Annotated in this window: 14 protein-coding genes; 8 read left to right on the plus strand and 6 right to left on the minus strand. The window is 62.2% G+C overall.

Annotated elements, in window-relative coordinates:
- Window positions 1-161: 161 nt before the first annotated feature.
- Window positions 162-1,556 (plus strand): glutamate decarboxylase, encoded by a 1,395-nt coding sequence (gene gad / locus GGR30_RS13330; protein WP_183487038.1) that lies wholly within the window; start codon window positions 162-164, stop codon window positions 1,554-1,556.
- A 306-nt stretch (window positions 1,557-1,862) separates the two neighbouring features.
- Here the strand turns inward: gad and trhO are convergent, their stop codons facing one another.
- The 3 genes from trhO to GGR30_RS13345 all read right to left on the minus strand — a co-directional run bounded on the left by trhO (window position 1,863) and on the right by GGR30_RS13345 (window position 4,256).
- Window positions 1,863-2,774, minus strand: coding sequence for an oxygen-dependent tRNA uridine(34) hydroxylase TrhO (trhO, locus tag GGR30_RS13335; protein ID WP_183487039.1), 912 nt, complete (start codon window positions 2,772-2,774; stop codon window positions 1,863-1,865).
- Window positions 2,775-2,854: 80 nt separating this feature from the next.
- Window positions 2,855-3,778, minus strand: coding sequence for a CHAD domain-containing protein (locus GGR30_RS13340; RefSeq protein WP_183487041.1), 924 nt, complete (start codon window positions 3,776-3,778; stop codon window positions 2,855-2,857).
- A 1-nt stretch (window position 3,779) separates the two neighbouring features.
- A complete protein-coding gene (locus GGR30_RS13345) occupies window positions 3,780-4,256 on the minus strand; it encodes a CYTH domain-containing protein (RefSeq protein ID WP_183487043.1) in 477 nt (158 codons plus the stop codon).
- 204 nt (window positions 4,257-4,460) lie between these two features.
- Here GGR30_RS13345 and GGR30_RS13350 point away from each other — a divergent pair, with 204 nt between their 5' ends.
- The 7 genes from GGR30_RS13350 (at window position 4,461) to dnaJ (ending at window position 12,229) form a co-directional block, all read left to right on the plus strand.
- A complete protein-coding gene (locus tag GGR30_RS13350; RefSeq protein ID WP_183487045.1) occupies window positions 4,461-5,105 on the plus strand; it encodes a 2-dehydro-3-deoxy-phosphogluconate aldolase in 645 nt (214 codons plus the stop codon).
- Between the two features lie 92 nt (window positions 5,106-5,197).
- Window positions 5,198-5,887, plus strand: a complete 690-nt coding sequence (locus GGR30_RS13355) for a GNAT family N-acetyltransferase (RefSeq protein ID WP_183487047.1) — start codon at window positions 5,198-5,200, stop codon at window positions 5,885-5,887.
- Window positions 5,884-6,093 (plus strand): hypothetical protein, encoded by a 210-nt coding sequence (locus GGR30_RS13360; protein WP_183487049.1) that lies wholly within the window; start codon window positions 5,884-5,886, stop codon window positions 6,091-6,093. Before GGR30_RS13355 ends, GGR30_RS13360 begins: the two co-directional genes overlap by 4 nt.
- Before the next feature lie 31 nt (window positions 6,094-6,124).
- The gene (locus GGR30_RS13365; RefSeq protein ID WP_183487050.1) at window positions 6,125-7,237 is read left to right on the plus strand and encodes an adenosylhomocysteinase; all 1,113 of its coding nucleotides are present in this window, start codon (window positions 6,125-6,127) and stop codon (window positions 7,235-7,237) included.
- Between the two features lie 277 nt (window positions 7,238-7,514).
- Window positions 7,515-8,717 (plus strand): serine hydrolase domain-containing protein, encoded by a 1,203-nt coding sequence (locus GGR30_RS13370; protein ID WP_246413846.1) that lies wholly within the window; start codon window positions 7,515-7,517, stop codon window positions 8,715-8,717.
- Between the two features lie 352 nt (window positions 8,718-9,069).
- Entirely contained in the window at window positions 9,070-10,995 is a 1,926-nt protein-coding gene (gene dnaK, locus GGR30_RS13375) for a molecular chaperone DnaK (protein ID WP_183487058.1), read from the plus strand.
- Between the two features lie 91 nt (window positions 10,996-11,086).
- Complete coding sequence (gene dnaJ, locus GGR30_RS13380) at window positions 11,087-12,229, plus strand: molecular chaperone DnaJ (RefSeq protein ID WP_183487060.1); 1,143 nt, start codon at window positions 11,087-11,089, stop codon at window positions 12,227-12,229.
- Between the two features lie 218 nt (window positions 12,230-12,447).
- Here the strand turns inward: dnaJ and GGR30_RS13385 are convergent, their stop codons facing one another.
- The 3 genes from GGR30_RS13385 to mtaB form a co-directional block, all read right to left on the minus strand.
- On the minus strand, window positions 12,448-13,101 hold the full coding sequence (locus GGR30_RS13385) for a septation protein A (protein ID WP_183487062.1): 654 nt from the start codon (window positions 13,099-13,101) through the stop codon (window positions 12,448-12,450).
- Between the two features lie 100 nt (window positions 13,102-13,201).
- A complete protein-coding gene (ftsY, locus tag GGR30_RS13390; protein ID WP_183487064.1) occupies window positions 13,202-14,566 on the minus strand; it encodes a signal recognition particle-docking protein FtsY in 1,365 nt (454 codons plus the stop codon).
- Between the two features lie 100 nt (window positions 14,567-14,666).
- Window positions 14,667-15,929, minus strand: coding sequence for a tRNA (N(6)-L-threonylcarbamoyladenosine(37)-C(2))-methylthiotransferase MtaB (mtaB, locus tag GGR30_RS13395; RefSeq protein ID WP_183487066.1), 1,263 nt, complete (start codon window positions 15,927-15,929; stop codon window positions 14,667-14,669).
- Between the last annotated feature and the right edge of the window lie 24 nt (window positions 15,930-15,953).

Below are 15,953 nucleotides of genomic sequence, written 5' to 3' on the forward strand. Positions count from 1 at the left end.
TTGATTGATCTCTACGGACCTGTCGGCCGGAAATCAAGTATTGGCGGCCATCCGCGCGCATCCGTTCACGAAAGCTTGCGCTTACGCAGTTTGCCTTGACCGCCTGAAAGCGAGCCGATACTTGTTTTTGTCAGCACCTGCGACAAAGGGAGATGAAGTCGATGGCGGAAGAACGCGAACAGGACGGTCTGTTTGATCCCAATGACGAGACCTACGGCGCTGCCGATCTTTCGGCGATCCTGCCGAAATCCGGCTTTCCCGAGAAGGAGCGCGCCCCGAGGCTGGCCTATGCGGCGATCCATGACGAGCTGCTGCTCGACGGCAATGCCCGGCAAAATCTCGCAACCTTCTGCCAGACCTGGGAGGAGCCCGAGATCCACAAGCTGATGGATGACTGCATCGACAAGAACATGATCGACAAGGACGAGTATCCGCAGACGGCCGAGATCGAGGCGCGCTGCGTGCGGATGCTGGGCGATCTCTGGCACGCGCCGGAAGGCCCGATCACGGGAACGTCGACCACCGGCTCCTCCGAAGCGGCGATGCTCGGCGGGCTTGCGCTGAAGCGCCGCTGGGAGGCAAGGCGCAAGGCAGAAGGCAAGCCGACCGACAAGCCCAATCTGATCACCGGTCCGGTGCAGATCTGCTGGCACAAGTTCACCCGTTACTGGGATGTCGAACATCGCGAGATCCCGATGGAGAACGGCCGCCTGCTGATGACGCCGGAAGAAGTGCTGAAGCTCTGTGACGAAAACACGATCGGCGTGGTGCCGACGCTCGGCGTCACCTATACCGGCGAATACGAGCCGGTGAAGGCCGTTTCCGATGCGCTGGATGATCTTCAGGCGCGCACGGGGCTCGACATCCCGATCCATGTGGATGGCGCCAGCGGCGGTTTTCTCGCGCCCTTCTGCGCGCCGGAACTGGAATGGGACTTTCGTCTTCCGCGCGTGAAATCGATCAACGCGTCGGGTCACAAGTTCGGCCTTTCGCCGCTCGGCGTCGGCTGGGTGCTGTGGCGCGAGGACAAGGACCTGCCCGAGGAAATGGTGTTCTGGGTCAATTATCTGGGCGGCAATATGCGCGATATCGCGCTCAATTTCTCCCGTCCGGGCGGCCAGGTCATCTGCCAGTATTACAACTTCCTGCGCCTTGGCCGTCAGGGCTATCGCAAGGTCCACGAAGCCTGCTACCGCTCTGCCGCCTTTCTGGCGGAGGAACTGGAAAAGACCGGCCTCGTCGATATCGTCTTCGATGGCGACATGAAGAAGGGCATTCCGGCGGTTTCATGGAAGCTGAAGGAAGGGCTTCCTACCAATTACACGCTTTTCGACCTTGCCGACCGGCTGCGTTCGCGCGGCTGGCAGGTGCCGGCCTATACGCTCCCGGCCAATTGCGAGGATCAGGCGATCCAGCGCATTCTGGTCAGAAACGGCGTGTCGATCGACCTCTGCTCGCTGCTGATCGAGGACATGAAGGCGGCAGTCGACTATTTCCGCGCACACCCGATTACCAAGCCGCTGACCGAGGACGAGGCCTCCGGCTTCCACCATTGATGATTTGGCGGGTTCGGTCATTCTGGACGCCACGTTCGGAACGCCTTCAGGCTGCTGACACATGCCTGCCCCACTCTCCGCCGTCATGCTCGGGCTTGTCCCGAGCATCTAAACACGTATCAACGCGATAGGCGTTTCAGATGGAGCGGCGCGATAAATCAGCCTGTTGAAAAACAGGAGCTCCGCTCGTAGGGCAAAGTGGTTAGATCCTCGGCACAAGGCCGAGGATGACGTCCGTAAAAGGGAGAGGTTTTTCGTCGAGCGGGCGTCCGGGGCGCCGTTTCTTCTCGCTCGGGAAAATACGCCTTACGTCCCCAGATGACGCTCGCCGCGCGCCTTGGCCAGCGCAATCTGGTGCTGGCGCTCGCGGAAGCGGGCGCGGTCGGCGTCGGAATAGGTCTCGGCGCAGTGCGGGCAGGAGACGCCTTCCTCGTAATCGGCGGAAAGCTTGTCTTCCGGCGTCACCGGATGGCGGCAGGCGTGACAGAGTTTGTGCTCGCCTTCCTTCAGTCCATGAGTGACGGAAACGCGCTCGTCAAAGACGAAGCAGGCACCGTCCCAGAGGCTCTCGGTCTCCGGCACGTCCTCGAGATATTTCAGGATGCCGCCCTTCAGGTGGTAGACCTCCTCGAAGCCCTGCTCCTTCATATAGGCGGTCGCCTTTTCGCAGCGAATGCCGCCGGTGCAGTACATGGCGATCTTCGGTTTGTTGTGCAGGCCCTTGTTTTCTTCCACCCAGCGCGGAAATTCGCGAAACGTTTTGGTATGCGGATCAACCGCGCCGCGGAAAATGCCGATCGCCGTCTCGTAATCATTGCGGGTGTCGATGACGATCGTGTCGGGGTCTGAGATGAGGTCGTTCCAGTCTTTCGGATCGACATAGGTACCGACCGTCTTCAACGGATCGATATCCTCGACCCCCATCGTCACGATTTCCTTCTTCAGCCGTACCTTGAGGCGGCTGAAGGGCATTTTCGAGGCGTGGCTTTCCTTGTGCTCGAGACCCGCGAACTCGGGGCGCGCGCGGATGAAGGCGAGCACATTGGCTATGCCCTGATGGCTGCCGGCGATCGTGCCGTTGATGCCCTCATGGGCAAGCAGCAGCGTGCCGCGCACGCCATTTTCCTCACAGCAGGCGAAGAGCGGCGCGCGGAACGCCTGAAAATCGGCGAACCGCGTGAAGTGATACAGGGCTGCGACCAGATAGGACCCTTCCATGGTCTCTCTCCGCTTTCTTCAATCTCGGGCTATTCACGAATATTGCGCTGGCCAATACACGTATCGGCGGTTTTTGGCAATTATTCGCCGTGATGCGCGTGGGCGCGTTTCTTCCACAAGGTCCGGATAATCCTCGCCTCGACATCGGGCTCGTCACCGAAGGTCTTGCGCGCGCTTTTGATCGCCCGTCGGCGCAGCTGCGCGCGGGTCTCAAGCGCGGCATCCCGGCAGGTCGCAAGCGTTTCGGAATCGAGGCCGGGCGCATCAGGGCTGTCCAGAAGCTGCAGCAGCATGCTGAGATCATGTTCGTGGCCCAGCAGATCGGCGAGCGCCTTGGCGTCGTTGCGCTTGGCCTTCAGCGCAGAGGGCCAGGCCGGCGAGAGGAGCGCGCAGAACATCCAGTAAGTTTGGCTCTTCTTGCGCAATTCGTGAAAATCGCCGTCCGCGCCATCGGCCTGCACCGTCATCAGCGCCACCTGGGCATTGGCGAGCTGTTTCTTCCAGGCCTTGCCGATGCATTTTGCCGCCGCCGATCGGTCCGCATGAAACGCGGCCTCTTCGATCGCGGCGATCGCGTCGCGGCAGGTGTGGATCGCCTCCTTGGCCTTTTTCCTGAGCGCTGCGTCGGAAACGGCGGCGCTGTCGCGGCGTTCGCGCAATGTCGTTTCCAGCCGGGAAAGCGCCATGTCGCGCCCCCCGTCGTCTGCCAGGCCGCGCAGATAGGCCGCGCATTCGATCAGCGCCGTCGCGTCGCGCCCGCCGGAAAGGTCTGCCGCCATGTCGCGGATGCGGGCGTTTTCCGCGCGCGAAAAGTCTTTCGCCGCCGGGCGGATCAGCCGCAACAGGCCGCGCACGCGCTTGAACTTCTTGCGGGCGTCATGGACTGCCTCATCAAGGCCCCGGGGCTGTTTCCTCAGCGCCTTGATCGCGTCTTCGAGCTGGGAGACGGCCACTTTCCTGAAGGCAGCGTCGAACGGTTTGTCGGGGTCGAGCGAGAAAGCCATGTCAGCCGTCCTCTTCGGGAATGACGCCGGTCTCGGCAAGCGCCTGGTTGGTGAAGCGCCGGTCGCCGGTCACCTCGCGGCCGAGCCAGTCGGGAAGATGCGGCGTCGCCGTCTCGCTCGGCAGCTCTACCTCGGCAACGACGAGCCCGGCAAGGTCGCCGTGATAGACATCGACTTCCCAGACGAAATCGCCGGCTGGCACGCAATAGCGGGTCTTGTCGATCACATGGCCGAGCGCGTGGTCGGTCATTTCCAGCGCATCGTCCAGGGGCACGTCATATTCGAATTCGTCGCGGCTCATCGCGCCGGAGCCGAACTTCAGCGTGATGCGGGCGCGCGCGTCGTCGAAGACCCTGACGCGGGCGGAGCGGTCGGGCGCGCCGAGGAGATAGGCCTGGCGCAGGCGCACGCCCTTTTCCGCGCCGTCCTTCCAGCCATCGCCGTCCACCAGGAATTTCCGTTCGATTTCCTTGGCCATCGCAAGCCCTCTTCACGCCGGTAGCAGGGCGCATCCCGTGTTAATCGAGATCAAACCCCAATGACAGGAATACGGTCATAACACGGCCACTGTCGCGGGCAATGATTCCGGTCGATTTATAATCCCTTCCGGTCTCGACTTGATGCCTGTGCCGGGGTATTTCAAACTCAGCTTGAGCAAAAAATTCAAAAGGCCAGTGCGACCATGGATGCAAAAACCCAAAATCTCCTCGATGCCCTTACCGCCCAGCCCGTCGTTCCGGTGCTGATCGTGGAATCCGTCGAACATGCCGTACCGCTGGCGCGGGCGCTTGTCGAGGGCGGACTGAAGGCGCTGGAGATCACGCTGCGCACGGATGCGGCGCTCGACGTCATCAAGGCCATGTCCGAGGAAATCGAAGGCGCGGTCATCGGCGCCGGCACCATCCTCTCGGCGCGCGACTATGCGGCGGCTGAAAAGGCCGGCGCCAAGTTCATCGTCTCGCCCGGCATCAACGGCGATATTCTCGACGCCGCCGATGACAGCGAAGTACCGCTTCTGCCGGGTACTGCCACGGCCAGCGAAGTGCTGTCGCTGCGCGAGGAAGGCTACCGGGTGATGAAGTTCTTCCCTGCCGAACAGGCTGGCGGCGCGCCTTACCTCAAGGCGCTCTCCTCCCCGCTCGCCGATATCAAGTTCTGCCCGACCGGCGGCGTATCGCTCGCCAATGCGCCGGATTACCTGAAGCTGCCGAACGTCATCTGCGTCGGCGGCTCCTGGGTCGCGCCGAAGGATCTGGTTGCCAAGGGCGACTGGGCCGGCATCAAGAAACTCGCCGAGGATGCCTGCGCGACGCTCGGCAAGTACTGATGAACTGACCGGCAAGGCGTCCGCCCGGAAGGCGCGGGCGCTTTTTCAAATTTAGAGCCTTGCGGTTGCACCCGCTCTTAAGGGAGGCCGTCATGTCCGATCTTTCCGGTTTTTCGCCGCGGCTGAGGCCGCAGCCCGTGCATCAGCGCGGAATTTACGTCACTGTCGAGCCCTATGACGAGGGCGCACATGGCGAGGCGCTTTGGGCGGCGCTCGGTGGTTCCGCCGAAGCCGTCAACGGGCTCCTGCGCTTCTTTCCCCAGGCTGATTTTTCCGGCCCGGCGGATTTCTATGCCTGGCTCGATCAGCAGAACGCCTCGGGCAACTGGGTAACGCGCGTCTTCCGCGCGGCGAAAGGCGGCACGGTCGTCGGCATGGCGAGTTACATGCGCATCGACGAGAAGAATGGCGTGATCGAGGTCGGCTCGGTCGCCCACGGCCCCGCCATGCAGCGTTCGCCGATCGCGACCGAGGTGCATTACCTGATGGCGCGGCATGTCTTCGATGACCTCGCCTATCGACGTTACGAGTGGAAATGCCACAGCGAGAACGCGCCGAGCCGGGCTTCGGCCGAGCGGCTTGGGTTTTCCTTCGAAGGCATTTTCCGCAACCACATGGTCGCCAAGGGCAAGAACCGCGATACCGCCTGGTTCTCGATGATCGACAGCGAATGGCCCGCAATCAAGGCCGCGTTCGAAACCTGGCTCTCTCCTTCGAATTTCGATGCGGCCGGCCGGCAGCTTCGCGATCTCAAATCCATCCGGGAGGCAAGCGGACAATGAGCGACGAAAACAACCGTTCGACCATGATTGCGGCTGCGATCATCTTCGGTGGGCTTCTGATCGGTGGTTATTTTCTGCCGGACATTATCAATTACGTGGCATTGTTCTCACCATGGCTTGCGATCGGCATCGGCATTTTGTTCGTGCTGGCCGTCTTTTTCATTTTCTGGCTGCGGGGCCGCTACCAGCGCCGCCACGGTCGCTGACGCGCAGTTTTCCGGCAGGGAGCCGACGACAATGACCGAGATTACCCCTGCCTGGGCCAAGGCGCAGATGCCGCGCGTCGCCCGCGCCGTTTCCAACCTGCCGGACATGACCGGCATCAGGCTCGCCATGAGCATGCATCTCGACATGAAGATGCTGCCGCTGGTGGAGGGACTTGCCGGCCGCGGAGCGCAACTCTTCATCACCACCTGCAATCCGGCGACGGTGCGCAACGAGGTGGTGGACGCGATGCGCGCTTCGGGCGCGCGGGTCGATGCCTTCAAGGACATGCCGGAAGACGACTGGCAACGAGCAATCGAGAACGGGCTGAACTGGGGACCCACGCATCTCAGCGAGATGGGTTCGGACTATACCCATTTTCTGCTGTCGCGCGGCCTGGACATGCCCGATATCAGGGCGGGGCTGGAGGCAACGGGGTCCGGCATCAGCCGGCTCCAGGGCGATCTGCCGCCCTGGCCGATCTTCAACTGGGACGACCTTCCGGTAAAGGAAGGCCTGCATAATCGCCACATGGTGGGGCTCACCACCTGGAACGCCTTCTTCGCCCGCACGCTTTTGAGCCTGCATGAAAAGAACGTGCTGGTCGTCGGCTACGGCTCCGTCGGCCAGGGGCTTGCCGCCAGCGCCCGCGCCTTCGGCGGCACGGTGATGGTGGCCGAGATCGACCCCGCCCGCCTTCTGCAGGCGCGCTATGATGGCTGGCGGACCGGCAGCGTTGCCGAACTCGCGCCCGAGGCCGATGTCGTCGTGACCGGAACCGGCGGCCATCACGTATTGCCTTTCGGCGTCATCGAACAATTGAAGGACGGGTGCTTCCTTTTGAATTCCGGTCATCGCATTGACGAGATCGAGTTGTCGCCGCTTCTGGCTTTGCCGACGGAAAAGGCGCTCCCGGCCGTTACGACGCACAGCCTGCCGTCCGGCAATCGGGTTCATCTTTTCGTCGGCGGAACCATGGCGAACCTGACCGGCGGCGAAGGCGACAGCCTCAATGCTTTCGACATGACGCTTGCGGTGATGGCCGAGGGCATCGGCCACATCGTCGGGGAAGGGGAAAAGGCGGCAAAGGGTGTTCACCTTGTTCCGCGCGCCGTCTGGGAACGCGCCTGCCCCGATCCGGTCTGACGATCTCTACCGTCGCCGGAAGCCGCTTTGACCTCATGACGGTTGAAGAGGGATCCATCAACGCGACTGGGCCGAATAACCGGAAATTGATTATCCCGATGGGGCTTGTCCCCGGCCTATTGCCGCGCAAAGTTGCCTTTTGCTGTCCGATTGGCAATGCTGCGCGCGTTCCTGCGCACATTCAGGCGGAAAAGACGCAGGCAGGGTCAGGCAAACGGCCGGAATGGAGCGGATATCCGCTCATGGCCGCAAGGAACATGAAACAGGGGTAAGACTGATGATGCGTTTTTTTGTGGCGGCGCGACGCCGTTTCGTGCGGTCCGGGGCGGCGGCCGTTTTTGTGCCGGTTCTGGTCCTTTCCGGGCAGGCGACCGCCTTCGATCTCGAGACCTATCTGGAACAGGTGCGTACGGAATATGATCTTCCGGCCCTTGCCGCCGCAGTGGTTCGGGACGGGGAAACCGTTGCCGCTGCTGCGGTCGGCACAAGGGTCTATGGCGAGGATGTTCCGGTCATGCCCGATGATCGCTTTCACCTTGGCTCCAACGCCAAATCGATGACGGCGACGCTTGCCGGCATGATGGTGGAAGAGGGCAGTCTCGACTGGTCTTCCACGATCGGAGGTGTTCTGGGCGAAGACTTTCCGGGCATGAGCGAGAGCCTTTCGGCGGCAACGCTGGAACAGCTTCTCTCCCATTCGAGCGGCATTCCAATGGATACCGAGGAGCTGGTCGATCTTTATTTCAGCGCGGATACCTTTGACTATAATCCATGGGACCGGCGCCACCGGGTTCTCGACGCCTGGAAGACCCATGAAATCACGGTTCCGGAGGGCTCTCCCTTTCAGTATTCGAACCTCGGCTACATGATTGCCGGCATGATGATCGAAAAGGCATCGGGCGAGCACTGGGAAACGCTGATGAACGAGCGGATTTTTCAGCCGCTCGGCATGGAGACGGCGGGCCTCGGCGCCCAGACCACTTTCGGCCTCGTGGATGCGCCCGTCAGCCACCGGATGGATGAGGACGGCAATGTGAGGCCGCTTTACTGGGCGCCGGCCGCCGATGCGCCACCGGTCTTGGGGCCAGCGGGCATGGCCCATATGTCGATTGCCGATTATGCAAAGTGGGCAGTCTGGAATCTCGGTGAGGGCAGCCGCGGCCCGGCGCTGGTTGCGCCGGAAACGCTCAAATACATCCATGCCTCCAAGGTGATCACGCCGGTCAGGGAAAACCCGCCGCCGGGCACGCCAACGACGGGCGAATATGCATTCGGCTGGGGCGTGGTCCTGTTTGACTGGGCCGACCATGCTCTATTGACCCATAACGGCTCGAACGGGATGAACCTAGCCCGCATCGTGCTCGATCCGGCAGAGGATCTTGGCGTTGTCGTGGCGACGAATTTTCCTGGCCGGACGGCCGACGAGGCGACCGGTATCGCGATGGAAGAGCTTTACAAGGCCTATTCCGACGGCGAGTGAGACGCCGGCAAAATCGTATCATGGTTAATCATCCGGGGGTTGATATCGGACGCGACGGACCGCAAATCCGTGATATCCGGCATCGCCGCCCCGAGGTTGGCTCATGGCGTGCGGGAGGGTTTTGCCCCAAACATGGTACCTTCCGCATTCATTCGACGCTCAGAGCCGCCAAATAGGCGCGGAATTGCTGCCATAAGCTTCAGCGAGCGCCTTGCAGAGCCATTTGGTGCTCATTATATAGCGCTCACAACGGCGTTATCGCCGCTAAAATCAAATCAAGACCATAGCTCAAGGGGCCGTCACAGAATGCCTGAAGGGTTCAGATGGCCTGCTTAAAAGGAGACAAGCGAAAATGGCTAAAGTAATCGGAATTGACCTCGGTACGACGAACTCCTGCATCGCCATCATGGATGGCAAGGATGCCAAGGTTATCGAAAACGCCGAAGGCGCCCGCACCACCCCTTCCATGGTGGCTTTCACCGATGACGGCGAACGCCTCGTCGGCCAGCCGGCCAAGCGCCAGGCCGTGACCAACCCCACCAACACGCTCTTCGCCGTCAAGCGCCTGATCGGCCGCCGCTACGAAGACCCGACCGTGACCAAGGACAAGGGCCTGGTTCCCTACGGCATCGTCAAGGGCGACAATGGCGACGCCTGGGTCGAGGCTTCCGGCAAGTCCTATTCGCCTTCGCAGATCTCCGCGATGGTTCTTCAGAAGATGAAGGAAACTGCCGAAAGCTATCTCGGCGAAAAGGTCGAGCAGGCCGTCATCACGGTTCCGGCCTACTTCAACGACGCCCAGCGTCAGGCCACCAAGGATGCCGGCAAGATCGCCGGCCTCGAAGTGCTGCGCATCATCAACGAGCCGACGGCTGCCGCGCTCGCCTACGGTCTCGACAAGAACGAAGGCAAGACCATCGCCGTATACGACCTTGGCGGCGGCACCTTCGACGTGTCGATCCTCGAGATCGGCGACGGCGTCTTCGAAGTGAAGTCGACGAACGGCGACACCTTCCTCGGTGGTGAAGACTTCGACATGCGTCTCGTCGAATATCTCGCCGACGAGTTCAAGAAGGAAAACGGCATCGACCTGCGCGCCGACAAGCTTGCGCTGCAGCGCCTGAAGGAAGCCGCTGAAAAGGCCAAGATCGAGCTTTCGTCCTCGCAGCAGACCGAAATCAACCTGCCGTTCATCACGGCCGATGCAACCGGTCCGAAGCACCTGACGCTGAAACTGACCCGCGCCAAGTTCGAAAGCCTTGTCGCTGATCTCGTCAAGCGCACGGTTGGCCCCTGCCAGGCAGCGCTCAAGGATGCCGGTGTTTCGGCAAGCGAGATCGATGAAGTCGTTCTCGTCGGCGGCATGAGCCGCATGCCCAAGGTTCAGGAAACCGTCAAGCAGCTCTTCGGCAAGGACCCGCACAAGGGCGTCAACCCGGATGAGGTTGTTGCGCTCGGCGCTGCGATCCAGGGCGGCGTGCTGCAGGGCGACGTCAAGGACGTGCTGCTGCTCGACGTGACGCCCCTGTCGCTCGGCATCGAAACGCTCGGCGGCGTGTTCACCCGCCTGATCGACCGCAACACCACCATCCCGACCAAGAAGAGCCAGACCTTCTCCACGGCCGAGGACAACCAGTCCGCCGTGACCATCCGGGTCTTCCAGGGCGAGCGTGAAATGGCGGCCGACAACAAGATGCTCGGCCAGTTCGACCTCGTCGGCATTCCGCCGGCCCCGCGCGGCGTGCCGCAGATCGAAGTCACCTTCGACATCGACGCCAACGGCATCGTCAACGTGTCCGCCAAGGACAAGGGCACCGGCAAGGAACACCAGATCCGCATCCAGGCATCGGGCGGCCTTTCCGACAGCGACATCGAGCAGATGGTCAAGGACGCCGAAAGCCATGCCGAGGAAGACAAGAAACGTCGTGCCGCGGTCGAAGCGAAGAACCAGGCCGAAAGCCTGATCCATTCGACCGAGCAGTCGCTCAACGAGCATGGCGACAAGGTTTCCGAAGAAGACCGCAACGCCATCACGGCGGCGATCGAGGAACTGAAGACGGCGGTCGGCGCCGAAGAGCCGGATGGCGATGACATCCAGGCCAAGACGCAGACGCTGATGGAAGTCTCGATGAAGCTCGGCCAGGCCGTTTACGAGGCCCAACAGGCGGATGAGAATGCGGCTGCCTCCGCGGACGCCGCCAAGGATGCCGAAAGCGACGTCGTTGATGCCGACTTCGAAGATGTCAGCGATGACGACGACAAGAAGAAATCGGCTTGATCTGAGCGTCGCTCCTGATCATTCCTGAAATCAAACATCCGGCCGTCGCTTCGGCGGCCGGAAAAATCTGTTCAAGAGGTTGGCAGACTCCATGGCAAAAGCGGACTATTACGAGACACTCGGCGTCGGCCGTTCGGTTGACGAAAAGGAGCTCAAGAGCGCCTTCCGCAAACTTGCGATGAAGTATCATCCGGACAAAAATCCGGATAACAGCGAAGCCGAAAAGAAGTTCAAGGAAATCAACGAGGCCTATGAAACGCTGAAGGACCCGCAGAAGCGGGCCGCCTATGACCGTTTCGGCCATGCCGCCTTTGAGAATGGCGGACCGGGCGCCGGCGGCTTTGGCGGTGCCGGCGGGTTCGGCGGCGCTGGCGGCTTCTCCGATATCTTCGAGGATATTTTCGGCGAGATGATGGGCGGCGCCCGTGGCCGCCGCTCCTCCGGAGGGCGCGAGCGCGGGGCGGACCTGCGCTACAATATGGAGATCACGCTCGAGGAGAGCTTCGAGGGCAAGACGGCGCAGATCCGGGTTCCGACCTCTGTGGTCTGCGACGAGTGCACGGGTTCCGGCGCCAAGCCCGGCTCCACGCCGAACACCTGCGCGACCTGTCACGGCTCCGGCCGGGTACGCGCGGCACAGGGTTTCTTCTCCGTGGAGCGCACCTGCCCGACCTGTCACGGCCGCGGCGAGACGATCTCCGATCCCTGCCCGAAATGCCGCGGCGAGGGCCGCACGGTCGAGGAACGGTCACTTTCCGTCAATATCCCTGCCGGCATCGAGGACGGCACCCGCATCCGCCTTCAGGGTGAAGGCGAGGCCGGGCTTCGCGGTGGACCATCCGGCGACCTCTATATCTTCCTGTCGGTCAAGCCGCATCCGTTCTTCCAGCGCGACGGGGCGGACCTGCACTGCACCGTGCCTATATCGATGACCCAGGCCGCCCTTGGCGGCAAGTTCGAAGTCACGACGCTTGACGGAACCAAATCGCGGGTTTCCGTGCCGGAGGGCACGCAGACCGGCAAGCAATTCCGTTTGAAGGGCAAGGGCATGCCGGTGCTGCGCTCCTCCCACAAGGGCGATCTCTATATCCAGGTCCGGGTCGAAACCCCGCAGAAGCTGACGCGCCGCCAGCGCGAATTGCTGCAGGAATTCGACGAATTGTCCTCCAACGAGAACAATCCGGAATCAAACGGCTTCTTCGCCCGGATGAAGGAATTCTTCGGGACGGAATAGGCTGCCGGGGATTTTCTGGAAATTGCGAAGCGCCGGGCTTGTGTCCGGCGCTTTTCTTGTCGCGGCACTCGCTTTTCGCCACGCAGGATCCGGCTGTGTCGGCGGTGCCAGAGCGGTTCCGCCTTTCTTGGAAACGCGCAACCGCTCTATCTATTTGTTTTGGCGCATTTTCGCGAACGTCCGATGTTTCCATCTGACTGCGAAATGGTCTAAAGACCTCAGCCCTCGTCCTTCTTTTCCTCGCCGATCGGCTCGACCGAATGACGCATGATCAGCGGCATCTGGGCAAGGGTGAAGGCGATGGTGATCGGCATCGTCGCCCAGACCTTGAAATTGACCCAGACATCGTCGGAAAAATTGCGCCAGACGACCTCGTTGATGATCGCCAGGAAGATGAAGAACAGGCCCCATCTGAGCGTCAGCTTGCGCCAGCCCTCGTCATCCAGCCTGAAGGCCGAGTGAAACACATATCCGAGCAGCGAGCGGCCGAAGACGAGGCCGCCGAGCAGGACGGCGGCAAACAGGCCGTTGACGATGGTCGGCTTCATCTTGATGAAGGTCTCGTCCTGCAGCCAGATCGACAGCGCCCCGAACACCAGCACGACGACGCCGGAGACGAGCGGCATGATCGGCACCTTGCCCATGAAGATGCGCGAGGCGACGAGCGAGATCACGGTTGCGGCCATGAACAGGGCGGTTGCCACCAGAAGCGGCGTGCCGAAGGCGGCAAGGGCCGGGAAGGTGCGCATCAGCCATTCGCCGCGCAGATTGGCGAAGAAGAAGATCATCAGCGGACCGAGCTCGAAGACAAGCTTCAGGAACGGCTCTTCCTTCTGTTCGGTCGTCAGTTTCTTCGGGCTGCTGTCGCTCATGCTCTGTCGCTTCTCAAGGGTGGGGTCGTCGGCTCATATCATATGGGGGCGGCGTCCCTTCAACCCCAAAAACGGCTATTTTGCGGGCGAAGGCCTCAAGTCAGGCCTCTTCTTCCTCAGGCGTCCCGGCAATCGCCTCGGCAAATTCCTCCGCCTCGAAGGGTTCGAGGTCATCGATCCCCTCGCCGACGCCGATGAAATAGACCGGCAATTTGTGCTTGGCCGCAATCGCCACCAGAATACCACCGCGCGCGGTGCCGTCGAGCTTGGTCATGACGAGGCCGGTAACGCCCGCGACATTGCGGAAGATTTCCACCTGGCTCATGGCGTTCTGGCCGGTGGTGGCGTCGAGCGTCTGCAGCACGGTATGCGGCGCGTCCGGATCGAGCTTGCCGAGCACGCGGACGATCTTCGCCAGTTCGTCCATCAGTTCGGCCTTGTTCTGCAACCGGCCCGCCGTGTCGATGATGACGACGTCGGAGCCGTTTTCCTGTCCGCGCTTGAAGGCGTCATAGGCAAGGCCTGCGGCATCGGCCCCGAGCTTGGTGCCGACGAATTCGGCGCCCGTTCGATCGGACCAGATCTTCAACTGTTCGATGGCCGCGGCACGAAACGTGTCGCCGGCGCCCAGCGTTACCTTGAGGCCGGCGCGCGTCAGCTTGGCGGCGAGCTTGCCGATCGTGGTGGTCTTGCCGGTGCCGTTGACGCCGACGACGAGAATGACATGCGGCTTCTTCGACAGATCCAGCGCCAGCGGCCTTGCCACCGGCTGCAGCACCTTGGTGATCTCGCCGGCCATGATGCGGGTCACATCCCTGCCGGTGACATCGCGTCCATAGCGTTCGGCCGAAAGCGTATCGGTGATGCGCATCGCCGTCTCGATGCCGAGATCGGCCTGGATCAGCAGGTCTTCAAGTTCCTCCAGCGCTTCCTCGTCCAGCTTGCGCTTGGTGAAGAGTGCGGTGATCTGCCCGGAAAGCTGTTGCGAGGTGCGGAACAGGCCGGCCTTCAATCGCTGGAACCAGGAGAGTTTCTTCGTCGGCTGCGGCTTTGGCGCTTCGGGCGTCGGTCCGGCGGTGATTTCGAAACCCTGGTTCTTTTTCGGGGCAGGGACCGGCTCTTCCGCGGCCTCAGGCGGTGCCTCGACCGGCATCACGGCGGCAGGCTCTTCCGCCTGTGCGGGCGTCTCGGGGGCTTCGGCGGCAGGCTCTTCTTCCGGCTCCGGCTCTTCCGGCGGCGTTTCCGGCTCCTCGGAAGACCGGCCGACGACACCGCCGACAATGCTGTCATCATCCCAGGGATCGCTGCTGTCGGCCTCGGTGATGGCGCCTGCGGCCTCTTCCGGCTCCGTCGTCGCGGTCTCCGGCGCTTCGGTTTCCTCCTCAGGCGCGACGACCTGATCTTCCTGCGGCTTCTGTTCCTTTTTGCCGAAGGTGAAGACGTTTTTCATGAAGCCGAGGGCCATGGGAATACTGTCCTGTTCTTGCCGTTGTGCGGTTCCTTATCCCGTGCCCCGAAGCACCTTGTCAACGCACAGTCAACGCAACCCGGCAGGGTGCAAGGCCTCAAGCGTCCGCGAATACTGCCTGAAGCCTTCTGCCGTCATGGCCGGTGATGCGGGCGCTGACGAAACGGCCGGGCTTGAACTTCGGCATGGCCACGGCTGCGAAGTTTTCCGCATGGCCGGTTTCGCCGCGCTCGGAGAGCACGGTCTGGGTCGTGCCGACCAGCCCGTCGAGATGGCGCGTCTTGAGCGCCTCTCCGGTCTCGCGCAGCCGCCTTGCCCGTTCCTTCACCAGCGCACGGTCAAGCTGCGGCATGCGGGCGGCCGGCGTTCCGGGCCGGGGGCTGTAGGGAAAGACATGGAGATGCGCGATCCCGGCTTCCTCAGCCAGCCGCACAGTGTTTTCAAAATGCTCTTCGGTTTCGGTGGGAAAGCCGGCGATGAAATCCGCACCGAAGGCCATGTCCGGACGCAGCCGCCTTGCCTCGGCCATGAAGGCGAGCGCGTCGTCGCGCGAATGCCGGCGCTTCATCCGCTTCAGGATCAGATTGTCGCCGTGTTGCAGCGACAGGTGCAGGTGCGGCATGAAGCGCGGTTCGTCGGCGATCAGATCGAGAAGGTGCCGGTCGACCTCGATGCTGTCGATCGAGGAAAGCCGAAGGCGGGCAATTTCCGGCACCTGTTTCAGCAGCGTCTTTGCCAGAAGGCCGAGCGTCGGCTGGCCCGGCAGGTCCGCGCCGTAGGATGTGGCGTCGACCCCGGTCAGCACCATCTCGCGATAGCCCTGTTCGGAAAGCTTGCGCGCCTGCTCGACCACCGCGCCCATCGGCACGGAGCGGGAATTGCCGCGGCCATAGGGAATGATGCAGAAGGTGCAGCGGTGGTCGCAGCCATTCTGTACCTGCAGGAAGGCGCGCACATGCCCGTCAATGCTTTCCACCATCTGCGGCGCGGTTTCCGTCACGCTCATGATGTCATTGACGACGATCTTTTCTTCCGCCGAAACGCCGAAATCCGGCAGGGCCCGGTAGCTTTCGGCCTCAAGCTTCTCGGCATTGCCGAGCACGGCATCGACCTCGGCCATGGCGGCGAAGGTCTCCTTCTCCGTCTGCGCCGCGCAGCCGGTGACGATGATGCGCGCATCCGGGTTCTCGCGCCGCGCCCGGCGGATCGCCTGGCGCGCCTGGCGCACCGCCTCGCCCGTCACCGCGCAGGTGTTCACCAGCACGGCATCGCCAAGGCCCGCTTCCTCAGCCGCCTTGAGCATGACTTCGCTCTCATAGGTGTTCAGCCTGCAGCCGAATGTCAGGGTTTTCAGGGTCATTGCTGGCGCTGTTGTTCCGGTTTG

The organism is Martelella radicis, from assembly GCF_014196625.1.
Taxonomy (GTDB): domain Bacteria; phylum Pseudomonadota; class Alphaproteobacteria; order Rhizobiales; family Rhizobiaceae; genus Martelella; species Martelella radicis.